The 16,542-nt window shown below is 39.5% G+C and carries 18 protein-coding genes; all 18 read right to left on the reverse strand.

All coding sequences use genetic code 11. The features are described 5' to 3' along the window. Nucleotides 1-55 precede the first annotated feature (55 nt). Nucleotides 56-1,336 carry an ABC transporter permease gene (locus ACYVM0_RS09360; protein WP_460555880.1) on the reverse strand — a complete coding sequence of 427 codons (1,281 nt, stop codon included), beginning with the start codon at nucleotides 1,334-1,336 and terminating at the stop codon, nucleotides 56-58. A gap of 131 nt (nucleotides 1,337-1,467) precedes the next feature. Further along, a complete protein-coding gene (locus ACYVM0_RS09365; protein WP_460555883.1) occupies nucleotides 1,468-2,874 on the reverse strand; it encodes an NADH-quinone oxidoreductase subunit N in 1,407 nt (468 codons plus the stop codon). A 42-nt stretch (nucleotides 2,875-2,916) separates the two neighbouring features. Beyond that, nucleotides 2,917-4,413, reverse strand: coding sequence for a complex I subunit 4 family protein (locus ACYVM0_RS09370; RefSeq protein WP_460555886.1), 1,497 nt, complete (start codon nucleotides 4,411-4,413; stop codon nucleotides 2,917-2,919). A 12-nt stretch (nucleotides 4,414-4,425) separates the two neighbouring features. Further along, on the reverse strand, nucleotides 4,426-6,339 hold the full coding sequence (gene nuoL / locus ACYVM0_RS09375) for an NADH-quinone oxidoreductase subunit L (RefSeq protein WP_460555889.1): 1,914 nt from the start codon (nucleotides 6,337-6,339) through the stop codon (nucleotides 4,426-4,428). A 6-nt stretch (nucleotides 6,340-6,345) separates the two neighbouring features. Further along, nucleotides 6,346-6,678 (reverse strand): NADH-quinone oxidoreductase subunit NuoK, encoded by a 333-nt coding sequence (nuoK, locus tag ACYVM0_RS09380; RefSeq protein WP_460555892.1) that lies wholly within the window; start codon nucleotides 6,676-6,678, stop codon nucleotides 6,346-6,348. Nucleotides 6,679-6,681: 3 nt separating this feature from the next. Next, nucleotides 6,682-7,209 (reverse strand): hypothetical protein, encoded by a 528-nt coding sequence (locus ACYVM0_RS09385; protein ID WP_460555895.1) that lies wholly within the window; start codon nucleotides 7,207-7,209, stop codon nucleotides 6,682-6,684. 35 nt (nucleotides 7,210-7,244) lie between these two features. Then, on the reverse strand, nucleotides 7,245-7,748 hold the full coding sequence (locus ACYVM0_RS09390; RefSeq protein ID WP_460555898.1) for an NADH-quinone oxidoreductase subunit J family protein: 504 nt from the start codon (nucleotides 7,746-7,748) through the stop codon (nucleotides 7,245-7,247). A gap of 16 nt (nucleotides 7,749-7,764) precedes the next feature. Next, nucleotides 7,765-8,313 (reverse strand): NuoI/complex I 23 kDa subunit family protein, encoded by a 549-nt coding sequence (gene nuoI, locus ACYVM0_RS09395; protein ID WP_460555901.1) that lies wholly within the window; start codon nucleotides 8,311-8,313, stop codon nucleotides 7,765-7,767. 30 nt (nucleotides 8,314-8,343) lie between these two features. Further along, a complete protein-coding gene (gene nuoH, locus ACYVM0_RS09400) occupies nucleotides 8,344-9,396 on the reverse strand; it encodes a complex I subunit 1/NuoH family protein (RefSeq protein WP_460555904.1) in 1,053 nt (350 codons plus the stop codon). Between the two features lie 20 nt (nucleotides 9,397-9,416). Then, nucleotides 9,417-10,595: an NADH-quinone oxidoreductase subunit G gene (locus ACYVM0_RS09405; protein WP_460555907.1), complete on the reverse strand. Its 1,179-nt coding sequence runs from the start codon at nucleotides 10,593-10,595 to the stop codon at nucleotides 9,417-9,419. Nucleotides 10,596-10,621: 26 nt separating this feature from the next. After that, nucleotides 10,622-11,977 carry a complex I 51 kDa subunit family protein gene (nuoF, locus tag ACYVM0_RS09410; protein WP_460555910.1) on the reverse strand — a complete coding sequence of 452 codons (1,356 nt, stop codon included), beginning with the start codon at nucleotides 11,975-11,977 and terminating at the stop codon, nucleotides 10,622-10,624. A gap of 45 nt (nucleotides 11,978-12,022) precedes the next feature. Then, the gene (locus ACYVM0_RS09415) at nucleotides 12,023-12,451 is read right to left on the reverse strand and encodes a nuclear transport factor 2 family protein (RefSeq protein ID WP_460555913.1); all 429 of its coding nucleotides are present in this window, start codon (nucleotides 12,449-12,451) and stop codon (nucleotides 12,023-12,025) included. A 1-nt stretch (nucleotide 12,452) separates the two neighbouring features. Then, nucleotides 12,453-12,884 (reverse strand): nuclear transport factor 2 family protein, encoded by a 432-nt coding sequence (locus ACYVM0_RS09420; RefSeq protein WP_460555916.1) that lies wholly within the window; start codon nucleotides 12,882-12,884, stop codon nucleotides 12,453-12,455. Between the two features lie 4 nt (nucleotides 12,885-12,888). Continuing rightward, nucleotides 12,889-13,389 carry an NADH-quinone oxidoreductase subunit NuoE family protein gene (locus tag ACYVM0_RS09425; RefSeq protein WP_460555919.1) on the reverse strand — a complete coding sequence of 167 codons (501 nt, stop codon included), beginning with the start codon at nucleotides 13,387-13,389 and terminating at the stop codon, nucleotides 12,889-12,891. Nucleotides 13,390-13,473: 84 nt separating this feature from the next. Continuing rightward, complete coding sequence (locus ACYVM0_RS09430; RefSeq protein WP_460555921.1) at nucleotides 13,474-14,700, reverse strand: NADH-quinone oxidoreductase subunit D; 1,227 nt, start codon at nucleotides 14,698-14,700, stop codon at nucleotides 13,474-13,476. Nucleotides 14,701-14,830: 130 nt separating this feature from the next. Further along, nucleotides 14,831-15,334 carry an NADH-quinone oxidoreductase subunit C gene (locus tag ACYVM0_RS09435; RefSeq protein WP_460556315.1) on the reverse strand — a complete coding sequence of 168 codons (504 nt, stop codon included), beginning with the start codon at nucleotides 15,332-15,334 and terminating at the stop codon, nucleotides 14,831-14,833. Between the two features lie 79 nt (nucleotides 15,335-15,413). Further along, nucleotides 15,414-15,977: an NADH-quinone oxidoreductase subunit B gene (locus ACYVM0_RS09440; protein ID WP_460555924.1), complete on the reverse strand. Its 564-nt coding sequence runs from the start codon at nucleotides 15,975-15,977 to the stop codon at nucleotides 15,414-15,416. A 73-nt stretch (nucleotides 15,978-16,050) separates the two neighbouring features. Next, nucleotides 16,051-16,446 carry an NADH-quinone oxidoreductase subunit A gene (locus ACYVM0_RS09445; RefSeq protein WP_460555927.1) on the reverse strand — a complete coding sequence of 132 codons (396 nt, stop codon included), beginning with the start codon at nucleotides 16,444-16,446 and terminating at the stop codon, nucleotides 16,051-16,053. Between the last annotated feature and the right edge of the window lie 96 nt (nucleotides 16,447-16,542).

The following is a 16,542-nucleotide window of genomic DNA, read 5'->3' on the forward strand; positions in this document are numbered from 1 at the left end:
CTCTTTACTTTATAGTGTTATGAGTGTTATGGAATGATCAATTTACCTGCTGTATTTATTCGTATCGTAAAGCATCAATGGGATTTAATTTACTGGCTTTAATTGCAGGATACAAACCGGCGATTAAGCCTACCAGTGAGCACACAAAAATACCGGCTATCACCCAGGCCCATGGAATTACAAAACCGGTTTTCAGCAGAATGGCCACTACATTACCTATCAAAACACCAGCAATAATACCTGCAATTGCGCCCATCAGGCTGATCAATACACTTTCCCATAAAAACTGGTCACGTATATCTTTCTTTGTTCCGCCCAATGCTTTTATCAAACCAATTTCCTTTGTTCTTTCATTTACTGCGACCAGCATAATATTCATTAAACCTATTGCTGCGCCAATTAAAGTGATCAGTGCAATAGCAATCATTGCATATTGCAGATATTGCGATGCCGAAAGGAATTTTTCTGCAATGCTGTCGCTTTTATCAATATAAAAATTGTCTTCCTCTTTAAGGTCCAGTTTTCTTATTGGCCTGAATGCGCCTCTGGCTTCGCCAATAGCAGCGTCCATCAGGTTGATATCAGGTACCATTACCGCAATGGCAAAAGAAGAATTTTGTGTAGCATATAAACGGCGGATATTATTGTACGATGTAATGACCACTTTGCCTGTACTTAAAAAAGCACTGGACCCTTTATCATCCAGAACAGCAAGCACCCTGTATGGTATATGATCTACACTTACTATTTTATCAACGGCTTTAGCAGCATTGCCAGGGTATAATTTCTCTGCCACATCTTTGCCAAGTATACAAACATTACGTCCCGACTCAACATCTGCAGCAGTGATATTTCTACCATAAGCGATCTTGTAGCCATTTAATTCCAGGTAATTTTCATCGCCACCGGTAACATTAATATCAGGATTGGTTTTTTTATTTTCATTATTCACCACTATGCCACCAGCTCCCCGTATTGCAAGCCCCACTTTAGCCGGAAATGGATATCGTTCTTTAAATTCTTTAGCTTCTTCGTAGGTAATAATTTTTCCGATGTTGGAGTTTTTTTGTTTTAAGGCAGATTTATTGGTTTTAATGATAGTGCGTTGGGCACCACCCCCAAACCGGATATTCTTGTCTTTAAATCTTACACTAAAAGCATTGGCTCCCATAGTGGAGAAACTATCAGTAAGGCTGTTGCTGGCTGCCTGTATTGCGGTAATAATAAGTATTAATGCAAATATGCCCAGGGCGATAATAATTACAGTTATTACAGTCCGTAGCCTGTTGCCCGTAATATTACCCCAGGAGAGTTTAACTGTGTCTTTAAAAGTCATTGAAACTTATTATACCTAAAGTTAACAACAGAAAACAGATGCTGAAGAAAAACTTTTATGAATGGCAGTAAATAATAGTGCCGGTTTCTTTTAAAAGAAACTATTCCCGGTAGTGCTGCCGGTCAAAATGTTTAATAATACAACCAGTCGATGATAAGGTTGGGATAGATACCCAGGATGATAATTAAGGCGGCTGCAACAATAAGCAGGGCTTTAAATGCCGGCGTTATATCCCAATCCTGTACAGTGGCATTATCATTACTTTCTTTAAAATACATTGCCTGTATAACCCTGAAGTAATAATACGCACTGGTTGCTGCACATAATACAGCCAGGATAACCAACCACATGAAATGCCCGTTTTTTACAGCTGCCAGCAGCATATAAAATTTAGCCTGGAAGCCTGCTGTTAATGGAATACCGGTAAGGGAGAGTAAAAATATGGTGGCGGTGATAGCCAGTACAGGTTGCTTTTTAGCCAACCCGTTAAAGCCGTCAATAGTGTAATCATTCATTTTGATGAGCACTGCAAAAATACCAATAGTAGCCAGGCTGTAAGCAGCTGTATAAAGCACCAGGCCTTCTTTGGCCTCCCTGTTTAAAGCAAACAATGCAAACAGCATAAAACCTGCCTGTGCAATACTTGAATAAGCCAGCATGCGTTTTACACTTTGCTGAAAAACAGCAGTGAGGTTACCAATCAATAAAGTAGCAGCCGTAATTATTACAATCAGTTTTTGCCATTGTGGTTGTATGGTACCAAAAGCTTTTTCAAACAAGCGCACAAAAGCATAAAATGCAGCAGCTTTTACAATAGTAGCCATAAAGGAAGTAAATACCGTAGGGGCACCATCGTACACATCGGGCGTCCAGAAATGAAAAGGAGCAGCAGATACTTTAAAAGCCATAGAGACCATTAAAAGCACCAGGCCCACTGCAATAAGCGGCGACATTACCCCTGTTCCGATATTGATCTTATCTAAAAAGAAAGAAGCTGACGGGGTGCCGCCATAGATAAACGCTATCCCCATAAGCATAACACCCGTGGAAAAAGAGCCCATTAAAAAATATTTCAATGCCGCTTCGTTACTTTTCAGGTTTCGTTTATCGCTGGCGGTTAAAATATATAAAGGGATAGAAATAATTTCTATGCCAATAAATAACATCAGCAATGTATTAAAAGTGGCTACTATGCCCACACCACAAAGAATAAAAAATATCAGCGCAAAATATTCCGATACATTCGCTCCTACTTTTTCAAAATCACGACCATTCAGTAAAAAATACAGCAGTGTTGCTACAAGCATTATCGTAATGAAAGTTAAATGATAGGCAGTATCTGAGCCATTTACATTCAACATATCTTTTACATCAAAAGTGAAGATAGATTCCCTGTAATAAAGTTCCAGGCAATTGGCAGCAATAATAAGTACCAAACCGCCAATGGCAAGATATTTCGGCGTGCTTTTATTTTTTATAAATGCACCCGCCAGCATCATTACTATTCCCCAAATTGCTGATAATATAATTTCGTTCATACCCTGTTCCGCCAACGGCAGATAATTAAGTTTTGTAATTAATTATTTTCCTTTTCCTGTTATTAATGTTACGGCATCCTTTGTTAAATTAAACATTGGCTGCGGAAAAACACCTATTAAGAATATAGCCACTACTATTACAGCTAATATTATTTTTTCGTTCAACGCAATTTCTTTTATGCTCGCTGTAACTGAATTGGTTTCTCCGTAAAAAACTTTTTGCACCATATTTAAAGTGTATACGGCCGCTAATATGATACTTAATCCTGCAATTGCAGCATACCACACATTAAATGTAAATAAACCATTAAACATCATAAACTCTCCTACAAATGCATTGGTTAATGGCAAAGCGATGTTTGCAAAAGCAATTACTACCAGCATTATGGTAAGCACAGGTGCTTTATGAGCAACACCACTGAGCTTGGATATTTTTCTAACGCCGGTTTGTTTTTCAATCAGTTCAATAACGATCCACAGGCCAATGATATTGATACCATGGCTGAACATCTGTATCATTACCCCCTGTACCCCAACTGATGTAGAAGAAAAAATGGCTGCACACATCAAACCAATATGAGCAATGGAAGAATAGGCCACCAGTCTTTTCAGGTCGTCTTGTTTTATGGCAATCAAACTGGCGTAGATCATTCCAAATACAGAAAGCCCTGTCACAAACAGGCTGTATTTTTCAACCCCGGCAGGAAAAACAGGAACCAGCCAGCGCAATACTGCAAATACCCCCATCTTAACCATAATACCACTCAGCACCATGGTTACTGCAGTTGGTGACTGCTCGTAGGTATCCGGCTGCCAGGTATGAAAAGGGAATATGGGCATTTTAATGGCAAAGGCTATAAAGAATAACCAGAACAACCAGAACTGCTGCTCAAAAGGGATGTGCAACGCATAAAAAGAATTGATGGAAAAAGAATGATTTGAAACCAATACATGATTGGCATCAAATACAGCCGGTGTTTGTAAATACACATAGATAATACCTACCAGCATTAATAAAGAACCGGTGAACGTGTACACAAAAAATTTAAATGTAGCCTGAATCCTTTTTTCGCCACCCCAGCGGCTGCATAAAAAGTAAACGGGTATTAATGCCAGCTCCCAGAAGAAATAGAATACCAATGCATCCATTGCTGTAAACACTCCCATTAATCCGGCTTGTGATAATAACATCAAACCGTAAAAAGCACTGGCGTTTTTGTATTCATTTTTATAGGTAGCTACAAAAATCAAAGGAAAAGAAAATGCCGTTAGCAAAGTAAGTAAATGCCCCATGCCATCTAAACCTATATTAAAACTGGCCCCCAGGTAAGGCATCCATACATAACTGTCTTTTAATCCGCTTAGCTGTTTATCATCTGCATATATTAAACTGGCAAATGAAATGGCCAAAGTAACAATTGAAGAAAATAAAGCCACAGCCTTTGAATTCTTATCATTCTTTATGATAAAGCAAAGCAAACCGGCAATCAGCGGAGACCATATTAATAATTCAGGGAAACGTAACCCAAGATTTTGCATATCTGTAACTTCTTATTTCAAAAACAATTGTACTATAAATAAAATTAAAATTCCTATTACCATCAGCAATACATAATTGCCCACATGGCCGCTTTGTAATAACCTTACCTGGCGGCTGCCATAATTCACAGCTTTACCCACTCCATTTACAAAACCATCAATACCTTTTTTCTCCAATACATTATTAAAAAATGCAGCAACAGATTGAATGGGTTTTACAATGATGGTATCATACAATTCATCTACATACCATTTGTTCTCCAATACTTTGCCCAGTCCGGTTTCAGCAACATCAGTTTTTTCATATTTACTGAATTTGTTCCAGGCATATAAAAGTGCTGCTAATGCACCGGCTACAGAAATCGCCATCAATGCATATTCGGTAGTATGGCTCAATTCTTTTACTATTTCATGTGCTTTTACGTACTGATTACTACCGTTAAAAATGGGTTCTAAAAATGCTTCCAGTCTATGCCCCCCATGCATAAACACTTCTGGAATGCCAACAAGTCCTCCCACTAATGAGAGAATAGCTAATATTATCAGGGGAATTGTAATTGCCTTAGGGCTTTCATGTAAGTGATGCTCCTGTTCGTGCGTACCTCTGAATTTCCCAAGGAAGGTCATGGCGTATAAGCGGAACATATAGAAAGCCGTCATAAAAGCTGTTAACACACCAACACCCCATAACACAGGATTTTTTTCAAATGCATGTGCAAGAATTTCATCTTTACTAAAGAAACCGGAGAATGGAGGCATACCTGCAATAGCAAAACAGCCAATTAAAAAAGTAAGCTGGGTTGTACCCATATATTTTTTTAATCCCCCCATATTACGCATATCCTGTTCTCCTCCCATTGCATGTATCACACTACCAGCACCAAGAAACATTAATGCTTTGAAGAAGGCATGCGTCATTACATGAAATACAGCCCCGGTATAAGCGCCTACTCCTAATGCCAAAAACATATATCCTAACTGGCTGACAGTACTATAAGCCAATACTTTTTTAATATCGTTTTGTTTAAGTGCAATGGTTGCAGCTAATACTGCAGTTGCTAACCCCACAATAGCCACTACAGCTTGTGTGGTGGGAGCCATGGTGTACAATATATTGCTACGTGCAATCATGTAGATACCTGCAGTAACCATTGTTGCCGCATGTATTAATGCTGATACGGGTGTTGGGCCTGCCATCGCATCAGGCAACCAGGTATATAATGGGATCTGTGCACTTTTACCCATTGCTCCTACAAATAGCAGCATGGTAATACCGGTGATATCTGTGGAGCTGAGTTTAGAAACTCCCGCAAATACAGTATGATAATCTGCAGTGCCCAATTTGGTTATCAACCAGAACACAGCCAGTAAAAAGCCAAGATCGCCAATGCGGTTCATTACAAATGCTTTTTTAGCAGCATTGTTATAGCTGGTGTTTTTAAACCAGAACCCGATCAGTAAATAAGAACAAAGGCCCACTCCTTCCCATCCAATAAACATGATCACATAGTTGGCTCCCATTACCAGCAGCAACATCGAAAATACAAACAGGTTGAGGTAGGCAAAATACTTTGCAAAATCTTTACTGTCTTCATCATGCATGTATGCTGTGGAATACACATGAATTAAAAAACCAACCCCGGTAATAATTAATAAGAATAAAGATGATAACTGATCGATCTGCAGATCGAAACCAATTTTAAGTGTTTCAATATTTATAAAATTGAAATAATGGGCAACATGTGTATTGCCACTTTTAACACTAAAGAAAACGTAAAGGCTGATTGCAAAAGAAATTAAGATAACCCCGCTGCCAATAACACCACTGAGTGTTTTCGACAATTGCTTTCTTCCCAAACCATTGATTAAAAAACCAGCCAACGGTAAAAAAGGTATCAGCCAAACCATTTGTAAAACGTTATTCATGCCCTGTTAGTTCTTTAACCTGTTTAAAAAATTTACATCCACCGAATGTACATTCCTGTACATCATTACAATTATGGCAAGGCCTACGGCTACTTCTGCCGCTGCCACCACCATTATAAAAAATACAAATATCTGTGCGTCGCTCACTACCGATGGCATTGATTTGCCAATGGCGGCGGCAGCGTGCATTTTAGAGAACGCCACTAATAACAAATTGACTGCATTAAGCATTACTTCAATGCACATAAAAATAATGATGGCATTACGGCGTGTTAATACGCCTATTATCCCTATGCAGAATAAAGCCACTGATAAACTGATGTACCAATTAATTTCCATAAACTATAGTTTCACGTAAACACCCATGCCTATTGTTGAAGATGCAGGTGCTACTGATAAAATATCCTTGATTTTTCTTTTTACAACGCCGTTAAAAACATCTACCGCCTTATAGGAAGCACCTTTGGTTAAGAATTTAACAACAAGGCCTGTTGCCAAAGTACTTAATGCCCCAACCAACGGCTTTTGATAATCTTCTTTTAAAGCAGATTTATCTATTGCTTTTATAGCACTATACGCTGCAATAGCACCGCCTGCGTAAGAAGCTATTTTGTATACCGTACGCCCTGTTTTAAAAGTGTTGAACAATTTAATGGCCTGTTCACTTTTTTTAAGCCCGATGATCTCGGCCACTTTTGCAATTTTTGGAATGGACACCTTGCCTAAGGAGAATTTGGGAGCAAAGCCACGTTTTACATTCAATACTTTACCTAAAATATTGTCGAGTTTTAAATTATCAAAATCAATTTGTGCAGAAGCTGAGGCAGCTATCATACAGGAAATAAAACAGGAAATAATTACCTTCTTCATGTTGTGTTGTTTGTTTTGTTTGGGTTACAATTAAATTAATGTTCTTTTTTACTGATCACAACAGCCCCGATCATTGCGCTTAAAAATAATACACTGCTTATTTCGAAAGGCAATACGTAATCCTTAAAAAGAACCTGTCCTAAATTTTTAACTAACCCGTAATTTCCTGTTTGCATCTCTACCGCATTGCTTACCTCTTTTGATTTAATTAACGCCGCCACCAGAACCAAAAACAAACTTCCTCCGGAAATAACACCTGCAAACTGTAATAATTTATTTTTTTGTGGCTCTGTATTGGCATTTAAATTCATCAGCATTACCACAAATAAAAACAATACCATGATAGCGCCTGCATAAACAATAATATTCACTACCGCTAAAAACTGTGCATTCAATAAAATATAATGACCGGATATGGCAAAGAATGTAACGATCAGGTACAGCACACTATGTACTGGATTCTTCCTGGTGATCACCATCAAAGCACTACCAATTGCCAGTGCCGATAAAAGCCAAAATATTATTTGTGTAAGCCCCATTACTAATTGTTACTTTTTAATGTTTAATTGTTGCCTTGTTACCCAATGCTTTTTTGTAAGCCTCCGGTTCATTTACCGGGTGGGGTATTAATAATTCATCCTTACTATAGATAAATTGTTTACGCTGGTAATCTGATGGCGCAAATGTTTCACTTAAATAGATCGCATCTTTAGGACAAGCCTCTTCGCACAGTCCGCAGAATATACAACGCAGCATGTTGATCTCATACTTAGCTGCATACTTTTCTTCTTTGTATAAATTTTCTTCGCCGGCTTTTCTTTCTGCCGCTTCCATTGTAATGGCTTCGGCGGGGCAGGCAACAGCACATAATCCGCAGGCTGTACAGTTTTCCCTGCCTTCTGCATCCCTGTTCAATACATGCAAACCCCTGAACACAGGGCTGAACGGCCTTTTCTTTTCCGGGTAATTTATAGTGGGCCTCTTTTTAAACATATGACCGAATGTGATCATCATCCCTTTAAAAATTGCAGGCAGGTATAAACGCTCCATAAAGCTTAATGGCTTTCTTTCTACCTGTTTTACCCTGTTTGTTAATGCTTGCATATGTATAAAACCGTTTTAGGGTTTATTTAATTATTTGTTTAAGAATAAAAGTACGCCACCAGTTGCCAGCATATTGATCAAAGCTAAAGGTATTAAAACCTTCCAGCCAAGATTCATTAACTGATCGTAACGGAAACGTGGTATCGTCCATCGAACCCACATAAAGAAAAATATAAAACCAATCACCTTAGCTAAAAGACACAATACCTGTAGTAATACAGCCCATTGGCCAATGCTTTCCTGCAGGTGTTGTTCATTTACAAACGGAATGTCGTAGCCGCCAAAAAACAAAGTGCTCATTATTACACTGCTGATGAACATGTTGATGTACTCTGCAAATAAATAAAAGCCCAGTTTCATGGAAGAGTATTCTGTGTGATACCCACCGATCAATTCACTTTCTGCTTCTGCCAGGTCAAAAGGAGCCCGGTTACACTCTGCAAAAGCACAAATTAAAAATATCAGGAAACCCAGTGGCTGGTAAACTACATTCCACCAGGTACCACTTTGCTGCTGTAATACTATTTCTTTAAGGTCGAGCCGGCCTGTAACCATTATTAATGCGATAAGCGAAATGCCCATTGCCAGTTCGTAGCTGATGATCTGTGATGCAGCTCTTAAACCTCCCATCAAAGAAAATTTATTATTACTTGCCCAGCTACCTATCATTATACCATACACGCCCATACTTACCACACCAAAAACATACAATATCCCTACATCCACATTGGCTATCTGCAAAGAGATATCCCTGTCAAAGAAATGTATTTTATCGCCCCATGGCACTACAGCACTGGTCATTATGGCTGTAAGCATTGCCATTGACGGGCCAAGAATGAATAAAAATTTAGAAGAAAAATCAGGTATGATCTCTTCTTTAAAAAATAATTTCAACCCATCGGCCAGTGGTTGTAAAAGCCCGAACGGGCCTGCACGGTTTGGGCCACGCCTGTCCTGCAACGCAGCAGCAATTTTACGTTCGCCGTAGGTGGCATACATGGCAATAACCAATGACCCCATCACCACAATGAGTATCAACACTAATTTTTCTATTATAAATCCCAGCTCAATTGCTAAAAGCATAATCCTTTATTAAAATATTTTTACTCTTTTGTTAAACCCCATTGGGTTGATTCTCCCGCACCTTCCACATGGTCTGCTGATTTTGCAAAATCCTGCATATGTGCCGGGCCGGCAATTTTACTTAAATGTACTGCAGGGTTATTCACCTCACTTACATTATGTATGTTCATTAAAAGTTTAGGGTCACGGCCACCCATAACTTCTTTTACTGTTTCTTTAGGCATTACCAATCCCTGGTAATGGCCTTGTGATATTACTGAATGACGGTTTACTTTTGTAACCCCTTCAATGGTCCAGTCGCTGGTTTTCTTTTTATCAAAGCGGCAGGTATTACAGATCCATCCCGGTTTGCCATCATAACTCTGTACTTCGCCCCATTCATCTTTACGGGCAGTTACCCTGAACACTTCATCGCCACGTAACCACAAGGTTGTTTTGCCGCAGCATTTCGGATTATCACAGTCACGGTGTGCATCCACAGGTTTTGTAAACCAAACCCTGTTTTTAAAACGGAATGTCTTATCTGTTAATGCACCTACAGGGCAAACATCGATCATGTTGCCGCTGAAATCATTTTCTATTGCCTTGGAAATATAAGTAGATATTTCCGCATGGTCACCACGGTCTAAAATACCATGTACCCTGTGATCAGTAATCTGGTCTGCAACGTAAGTACAACGGTAACAAAGTATGCACCTTGTCATGTGCAATTGTATATAAGGCCCGATATCTTCTTTTTCAAAAGTGCGGCGACTGAATTCATAGCGGGTGCCTTCTTTACCGTGTTCGTATCCCAGGTCCTGTAAGTGACATTCGCCAGCCTGGTCGCAAATAGGGCAATCCAAAGGATGGTTCAGCAACAAAAATTCCACCACCCCTGCTCTTGCATCTTTTACTTTATCGCTGGTAATATTTTTTACGATCATGCCATCCATTACAGTTGTTCTGCAACTGGCTACCAATTTAGGCATTGGTCTCGGATCAGCTGTTGAACCCGCTGCCACTTCAACCAAACAGGTACGGCATTTACCACCACTGCCCTGTAACTTGCTGTAGTAGCACATTGCAGGAGGTGTAACATCGCCACCGATCTGGCGGGCAGCATTTAATATTGTTGTACCAGGAGCCACCTCAATAGAAATATTATCTATTGTAACTTTAAAGTTTGCAGGTGGTGCAGGTTTTGTTTCGTCAGCCATATAAATGATTCGTTCTTTCTAATTTTTTATGCAGGTACTGCCACATGAACCGGATCAGCATAATGCGCCAGTCCGTAATTTTTTCTTAAACACTCTTCAGGATTCAACACATGCCATTCAAACTCATCTCTGAAATGCCTGATCGCCGCAGCAACAGGCCATGCTGCTGCATCACCTAACGGACAAATAGTATTCCCTTCAATTTTTCTCTGGATATCCCACAACAGATCAATATCCTTCATTTCCCCTTTTCCGCTATCTATCTTCTTTAATATTTTTTCCATCCAGCCGGTTCCCTCACGGCAAGGGCTACACTGGCCGCAACTTTCGTGACGGTAGAACCTGGCTAAAGTATACGTATTCTTTACTACACACTGGTCTTCATCTAAAACAATAAATCCACCACTACCCATCATACTACCGGTTGCAAAACCACCATCGCTTAAGCTTTCGTAGTTCATTAACCGCTTTTCGCCTTTGGCAGTGGTCAGCAATAAATTTGCAGGTAAGATCGGCACTGATGAGCCACCCGGAATACAGGCTTTTAATTTTTTTCCGTTAGGAATACCACCACACCATTCATCGCTGTAAATAAATTCTTCCACACTGATGGTCATATCAATTTCATATACCCCGGGTTTATTAATATTGCCGCAGGCAGAAATTAATTTTGTACCGGTACTTTTTCCTACGCCAATCTTTGCATATTCCTCTCCGCCTTCATTAATGATAGGAACAACGGCTGCAATGGTTTCCACATTGTTTACAACGGTTGGCCTTTCCCAAACACCTTTAATAGCAGGGAAGGGTGGTTTAATTCTAGGGTTACCTCTTTTACCTTCAAGGCTTTCTATCAATGCGGTTTCTTCCCCGCAGATATAAGCGCCTGCACCCCTGTGTACATAGATCTCACAATCAAAATTGCTGCCTAAAATATTTTTACCGAGAAAACCATTTTGCCTGGCTTCTCTAATTGCTTCTTCTAAAATATCAACGATCCATGCATATTCGCCACGGATATAAATGTAACTTACATTACTACCTAACGCAAACGAAGACACGATCATTCCTTCAATCAGGTAATGCGGAATAAATTCCATCAGGTAACGATCTTTAAAAGTACCCGGTTCGCTTTCATCTGCATTTACCACCAGGTGCCTCGGCACCCCTTCGGGCCTGGCAATAAAACTCCATTTCATGCCCGTAGGAAAACCTGCACCACCACGGCCGCGTAAGCCGCTCTTCTTTACTTCTTCAACAATTTCAGCCGGCTGCATCTTTAAAGCTTTTTCCACACTGCGGTAACCTCCTTCACGGCGATACACTTCGTAGCTGCGGATGCCAGGAACATTTGCGTTTGCTAATAATAATTTTTTACTCATATACCCCAAACCCCTGAAAGGGCTTTAATTGTGTTTTCTTTTTAATTATCCCTTCACCGCCTGCCTTGCAAACAACACCCATCTTTTACTTTTCTTCACCCACACTTCCAAAACCCTTAAATGATAATTATTGACTGTTGTTGTTCCATTCAATGTTGCAGTAATATCTGCTACAAACCGCACATTGGCCATGTTCTCATTTATTACAGCGGCTATACTATCTTCTTTAAAACTCTGATAACTGATATACCCTCTTTCAAAATCCTTAATCAGATCAGCTTTTGTTTGTATCCACCCATTGCTATGCCCATAACTCAATGCCTTATCCGTTTGCTGGTTAATAGCCACCGTATTCTTTTTTACCAGTGCCTGGTGAAACTCTTTTACTGTTTCAACCAGTTTTTTTTCATCGGCAGTTTGTGCCACTGCGGAGATAAAAAACAAAGAACTTAATATAACGAAATATAATTTCATCTTACTTTAAACTTACCGCCTGCCGGCCCATTAATTTCCATTTGCCTTTTTCTTTTATCCAAACCAGCATCATACTAAAATCAAGATCAGTAACAGTACCGTCTTTCTTATTTTCTTTTGCTTTAAAAAGATACCGCACTATTGCTGTTTTATCTTCTATAAATATTTTGATGCCTGAAACTGCAGTATCGGTGTAATTGGATTGATTACGGCTTACCCCTTTTATCATCTCTTCCCTGGTTTGCAGGTTACCGTGGGAATGGCCATAGGTGACTGTTTTAGCCAATAGCTTTTCCAGGGTCAGGCTATCTTTTGTGCCGAAAACGGTATGGCTCAGTAAATAGGTTTTTTCAGTCAATTCTTTTTCATCTTTGGTTTGTGCAATAGCTGCTACAGATACAAAAAGAAAAAGGGCTGTAAGTAATTTTTTCATGGTATTAATTTTTTAATGCAGCAGCATTCCTGCATTCTTCAATTATTGCATCCACTTTTTCTTTAGTTAAATGTTCCCTGTAATTCTTTCCTAATTGCATCATAGGCGCATAGCCGCAGGCGCCTAAGCATTCCACTGTCTTTAAAGTAAACATGCCGTCGGCAGTGGTTTCACCCACACCAATATTTAATTTCTGTTTGATGTAATCAATGATATTATCACTACCGTTCAACATGCAGGGACCGGTCTGGCAAACTTCAAACATGTATTTACCTACAGGTTTTAAATTATACATGCTGTAAAAGCTGGCTACTTCATATACTTCAATAGGTTCAATTTTTAATAGTGTAGCCACATAATCCATTACCGGCACATCCAACCATCCTCCAAATGTATCCTGCGCCAAATGCAATACCGGCAGCAAAGCACTTTTTTGTTTGCCTTCGGGATAGCGGGAGATGATCTCCGCTACCTTATTTAATTTCTCTTCTGAAAATTGTATCATTTCCCCGTATTTATTTTCTGTAAAATTTCAAATACCCTTCAAACAGAAAACATTATTAATTATCAATTGTACATTATTCAATGCTTAAGCATCCAATTCACCTGCAATTAAATTCAAACTACTCATCGTAATAATTGCATCACTCATCATACCACCTTTAATCAATTCGGGATAGGCCTGGTAATAAATAAAACAGGGCCTGCGGAAGTGTAAACGGTAAGGTGTTCTTCCCCCATCGCTGATTAAATAAAAACCTAATTCTCCATTGCCACCTTCCACACTGTTGTATACTTCGCCAACCGGAATATCAGTTTCTCCCATGATGATTTTAAAATGATAGATGAGCGCTTCCATTTTAGTATACACATCTTTCTTTTCCGGCAAATAATAGGCAGGCACATCGGCATGAAATACTTCTGCTGCTTCGCCTTTAAATTCCTGTACTTTCTGGTAGGCCTGCTCTATAATACTTAAGCTCTGCCACATTTCTTCGTTACGCACTAAGAAACGATCGTAGCAATCGCCGGTTGTACCCACGGGCACTGTAAAATCAAAATCCTGGTAGCTGCTGTAAGGAGTATGCACCCGTACATCATAATCCACCCCGGCAGCACGTAAATTGGGCCCGGTAAAACCATAATTCAGGGCACGCTCTGCCGATATTGGTCCGCAGCCAACAGTACGTTCGATAAATATGCGGTTACGGGTAAACAGTTTTTCAAACTCTTTTAAAGTTTTTGGATATTCCTTTAAGAATTTTTCGAGTTTTTCAAACGCTGTATTTGTGAAATTCCTTTCAAAACCGCCAATACGCCCAATATTAGTAGTAAGGCGGGAGCCACATACTTCTTCATATATTTCATAAATTAATTCACGGTATTGCATCAGGTATAAAAATCCTGAAAAAGCGCCGCTATCAACCCCCACAATGGAGTTACAGATCAAATGATCGCTGATACGTGACAGCTCCATTATTATGATGCGTAAATAATCAACACGTTTGGGTGTTTGTACACCCAGTAATTTTTCGCAGGTTAAATGCCAGCCCATATTGTTAATGGGCGATGAACAATAATTCAACCTGTCGGTAATGGGAGTGATCTGGTATAATGGCCTGCGCTCCGCCAATTTTTCAAAAGCCCTGTGTATGTACCCTACTGTAGAAGTAGCTTTCATAATGCGCTCACCATCCATCTCCAGGATATTCTGAAACACACCATGTGTAGCCGGATGCGTAGGCCCCAGGTTAAGCGTGGTTGTTTGTTTCTCTATTGAGCCTTCGGGTAATAATATGTGTGATAAGTCAGTCATGCCCCTAAATCCCCTGAAGGAGACTTTGATTATGTTTTATTAATAAATATTTATTACTAGCATTTTTCTCTTCTCATATCCTCTTCACAATATCCTCTTTAATTACACCCCAATAGTTGGTGAAGAGAGGCTACCCTCTGCCAAACATTTCATCATCCTTATCAATCCTCGTCTGGTCTTCCAATGGAAATTCTTTTCTCATAGGGAAGTAATCCATTTCATCTACGTTTAAAATGCGTATCAAATTGGGATGCCCTACAAAATTCACCCCGAAAAAATCATAGGTTTCTCTTTCCATGAAATTAGCCGACTGGTACAATGCTGTTGCTGTAAAAACATCAGGTTTTGTAATATCGGTAAATACTTTAAAACGTATCCTTACATTATCAACCAGGTTATGCAAATGATACACTACTGCTAACTCCTCTCCTTTTCTCTCGGGATAATGTACGGCCTGCAGGTCGGTTAAAAACTGAAACCGCAGTTCTGCATCATCATACAAAAACTGCATTACTTTAATGTTGAGGTCTTTGGCTGCTGTAAAAGTCAACATACCATAAGGCTCCTGCCAGTCAGACAACTGGTCGCCGAATTTTTCAGTTAGTTTTTGTTTAATTATCTCGTTGGTTAACATTAGCTTCAAGTTTCAAGCTACAAGCTTCAACAAACCTTTCGCAAACTTCCTTGTAGCGTGAAGCTTGCGGCTTTATTCTTTATTGTATTCCGTATCCTGCTAAAAGTTCTTTATACTGATCGCTATACCTTCTTCTCAATCCTTCTGCATCTACCAGTTTTTGTATATTCATAAATCCATCGAGGATCGCTTCGGGCCTTGGCGGACAACCGGGCACATAAACATCTACGGGTATTACCTGGTCGATACCCTGCAAAACAGAATAGGTATCGAAAATACCGCCGCTGCTGGCACAGGCACCCACAGCCATTACCCAACGGGGTTCTGCCATTTGCAAATATACCTGGCGTAAAACCGGTCCCATTTTTTTAGATATGGTTCCCATTACTAAAATTAAATCGCACTGGCGTGGAGAAAAGCTCATACGCTCGGCACCAAACCTCGCCAGGTCATAATGACTGGCAGCCGTAGCCATAAACTCGATACCACAGCAGGAAGTGGCAAAAGGTAAAGGCCAGATGGAATTTTTACGGGCCATGCTTACCACTTTTTCAAAGTTAGTAGCCATAAAACCCTCGCCCATGTATCCTTCAGGGATACCTTCATATTTTATGTGGTTATTATATTGTACCGGACGACTCATAGTTTTTAATTTAAAATTGTTGAACTTCTCATAATATGTAGCTACCTAATCAACATAAAATATCGCTATTGGTTTAATCTTCCCAATCCAATGCTCCCTTCTTAATAATATAAATGAAGCCTACTGCAAATAATGCCACAAACATGGCTACTGCTATAAATCCTTCTTTACCTAACTCTCTGAAATTTACTGCGTAGGGATAAAAGAAAATAACTTCCACATCAAACAACACAAACAAAATGGCAACTAAAAAATATTTAATAGCCATAGGCTGGCGTGCATTACCTTTTATTTCAATACCACTTTCAAAATTCTGCAGCTTGTCACTGGTTTTTCTTTTAGGCCCTAAAAAATTAGAAAGCACAATGATGGTGGCAATTAAACCTACGGCAAAAAGCAGTTGCAAAGCAATAGGTAAATAATTAGCTGTAGTGTTGGTATTGGCCACCTGGAGGAAGAAAAACTGCATTATCGGATATTAATTATTAGATTATCCGCAAAAATAAGGCAGCAATTGCAATAATCAATATTATGTAGCACAAAAAACCCCGTTACTTTTTGGTAG

Source organism: Ferruginibacter profundus (genome assembly GCF_054783275.1).

Coding starts and splice junctions, on each gene's coding strand:
- ACYVM0_RS09360 (WP_460555880.1), bottom strand. CDS start 1,336: ATGACTTTTAAAGACACAGTTAAACTCTCCTGGGGTAATATTACGGGC.
- ACYVM0_RS09365 (WP_460555883.1), bottom strand. CDS start 2,874: ATGAACGAAATTATATTATCAGCAATTTGGGGAATAGTAATGATGCTG.
- ACYVM0_RS09370 (WP_460555886.1), bottom strand. CDS start 4,413: ATGCAAAATCTTGGGTTACGTTTCCCTGAATTATTAATATGGTCTCCG.
- nuoL (WP_460555889.1), bottom strand. CDS start 6,339: ATGAATAACGTTTTACAAATGGTTTGGCTGATACCTTTTTTACCGTTG.
- nuoK (WP_460555892.1), bottom strand. CDS start 6,678: ATGGAAATTAATTGGTACATCAGTTTATCAGTGGCTTTATTCTGCATA.
- ACYVM0_RS09385 (WP_460555895.1), bottom strand. CDS start 7,209: ATGAAGAAGGTAATTATTTCCTGTTTTATTTCCTGTATGATAGCTGCC.
- ACYVM0_RS09390 (WP_460555898.1), bottom strand. CDS start 7,748: ATGGGGCTTACACAAATAATATTTTGGCTTTTATCGGCACTGGCAATT.
- nuoI (WP_460555901.1), bottom strand. CDS start 8,313: ATGCAAGCATTAACAAACAGGGTAAAACAGGTAGAAAGAAAGCCATTA.
- nuoH (WP_460555904.1), bottom strand. CDS start 9,396: ATGCTTTTAGCAATTGAGCTGGGATTTATAATAGAAAAATTAGTGTTG.
- ACYVM0_RS09405 (WP_460555907.1), bottom strand. CDS start 10,595: ATGGCTGACGAAACAAAACCTGCACCACCTGCAAACTTTAAAGTTACA.
- nuoF (WP_460555910.1), bottom strand. CDS start 11,977: ATGAGTAAAAAATTATTATTAGCAAACGCAAATGTTCCTGGCATCCGC.
- ACYVM0_RS09415 (WP_460555913.1), bottom strand. CDS start 12,451: ATGAAATTATATTTCGTTATATTAAGTTCTTTGTTTTTTATCTCCGCA.
- ACYVM0_RS09420 (WP_460555916.1), bottom strand. CDS start 12,884: ATGAAAAAATTACTTACAGCCCTTTTTCTTTTTGTATCTGTAGCAGCT.
- ACYVM0_RS09425 (WP_460555919.1), bottom strand. CDS start 13,389: ATGATACAATTTTCAGAAGAGAAATTAAATAAGGTAGCGGAGATCATC.
- ACYVM0_RS09430 (WP_460555921.1), bottom strand. CDS start 14,700: ATGACTGACTTATCACACATATTATTACCCGAAGGCTCAATAGAGAAA.
- ACYVM0_RS09435 (WP_460556315.1), bottom strand. CDS start 15,334: ATGTTAACCAACGAGATAATTAAACAAAAACTAACTGAAAAATTCGGC.
- ACYVM0_RS09440 (WP_460555924.1), bottom strand. CDS start 15,977: ATGAGTCGTCCGGTACAATATAATAACCACATAAAATATGAAGGTATC.
- ACYVM0_RS09445 (WP_460555927.1), bottom strand. CDS start 16,446: ATGCAGTTTTTCTTCCTCCAGGTGGCCAATACCAACACTACAGCTAAT.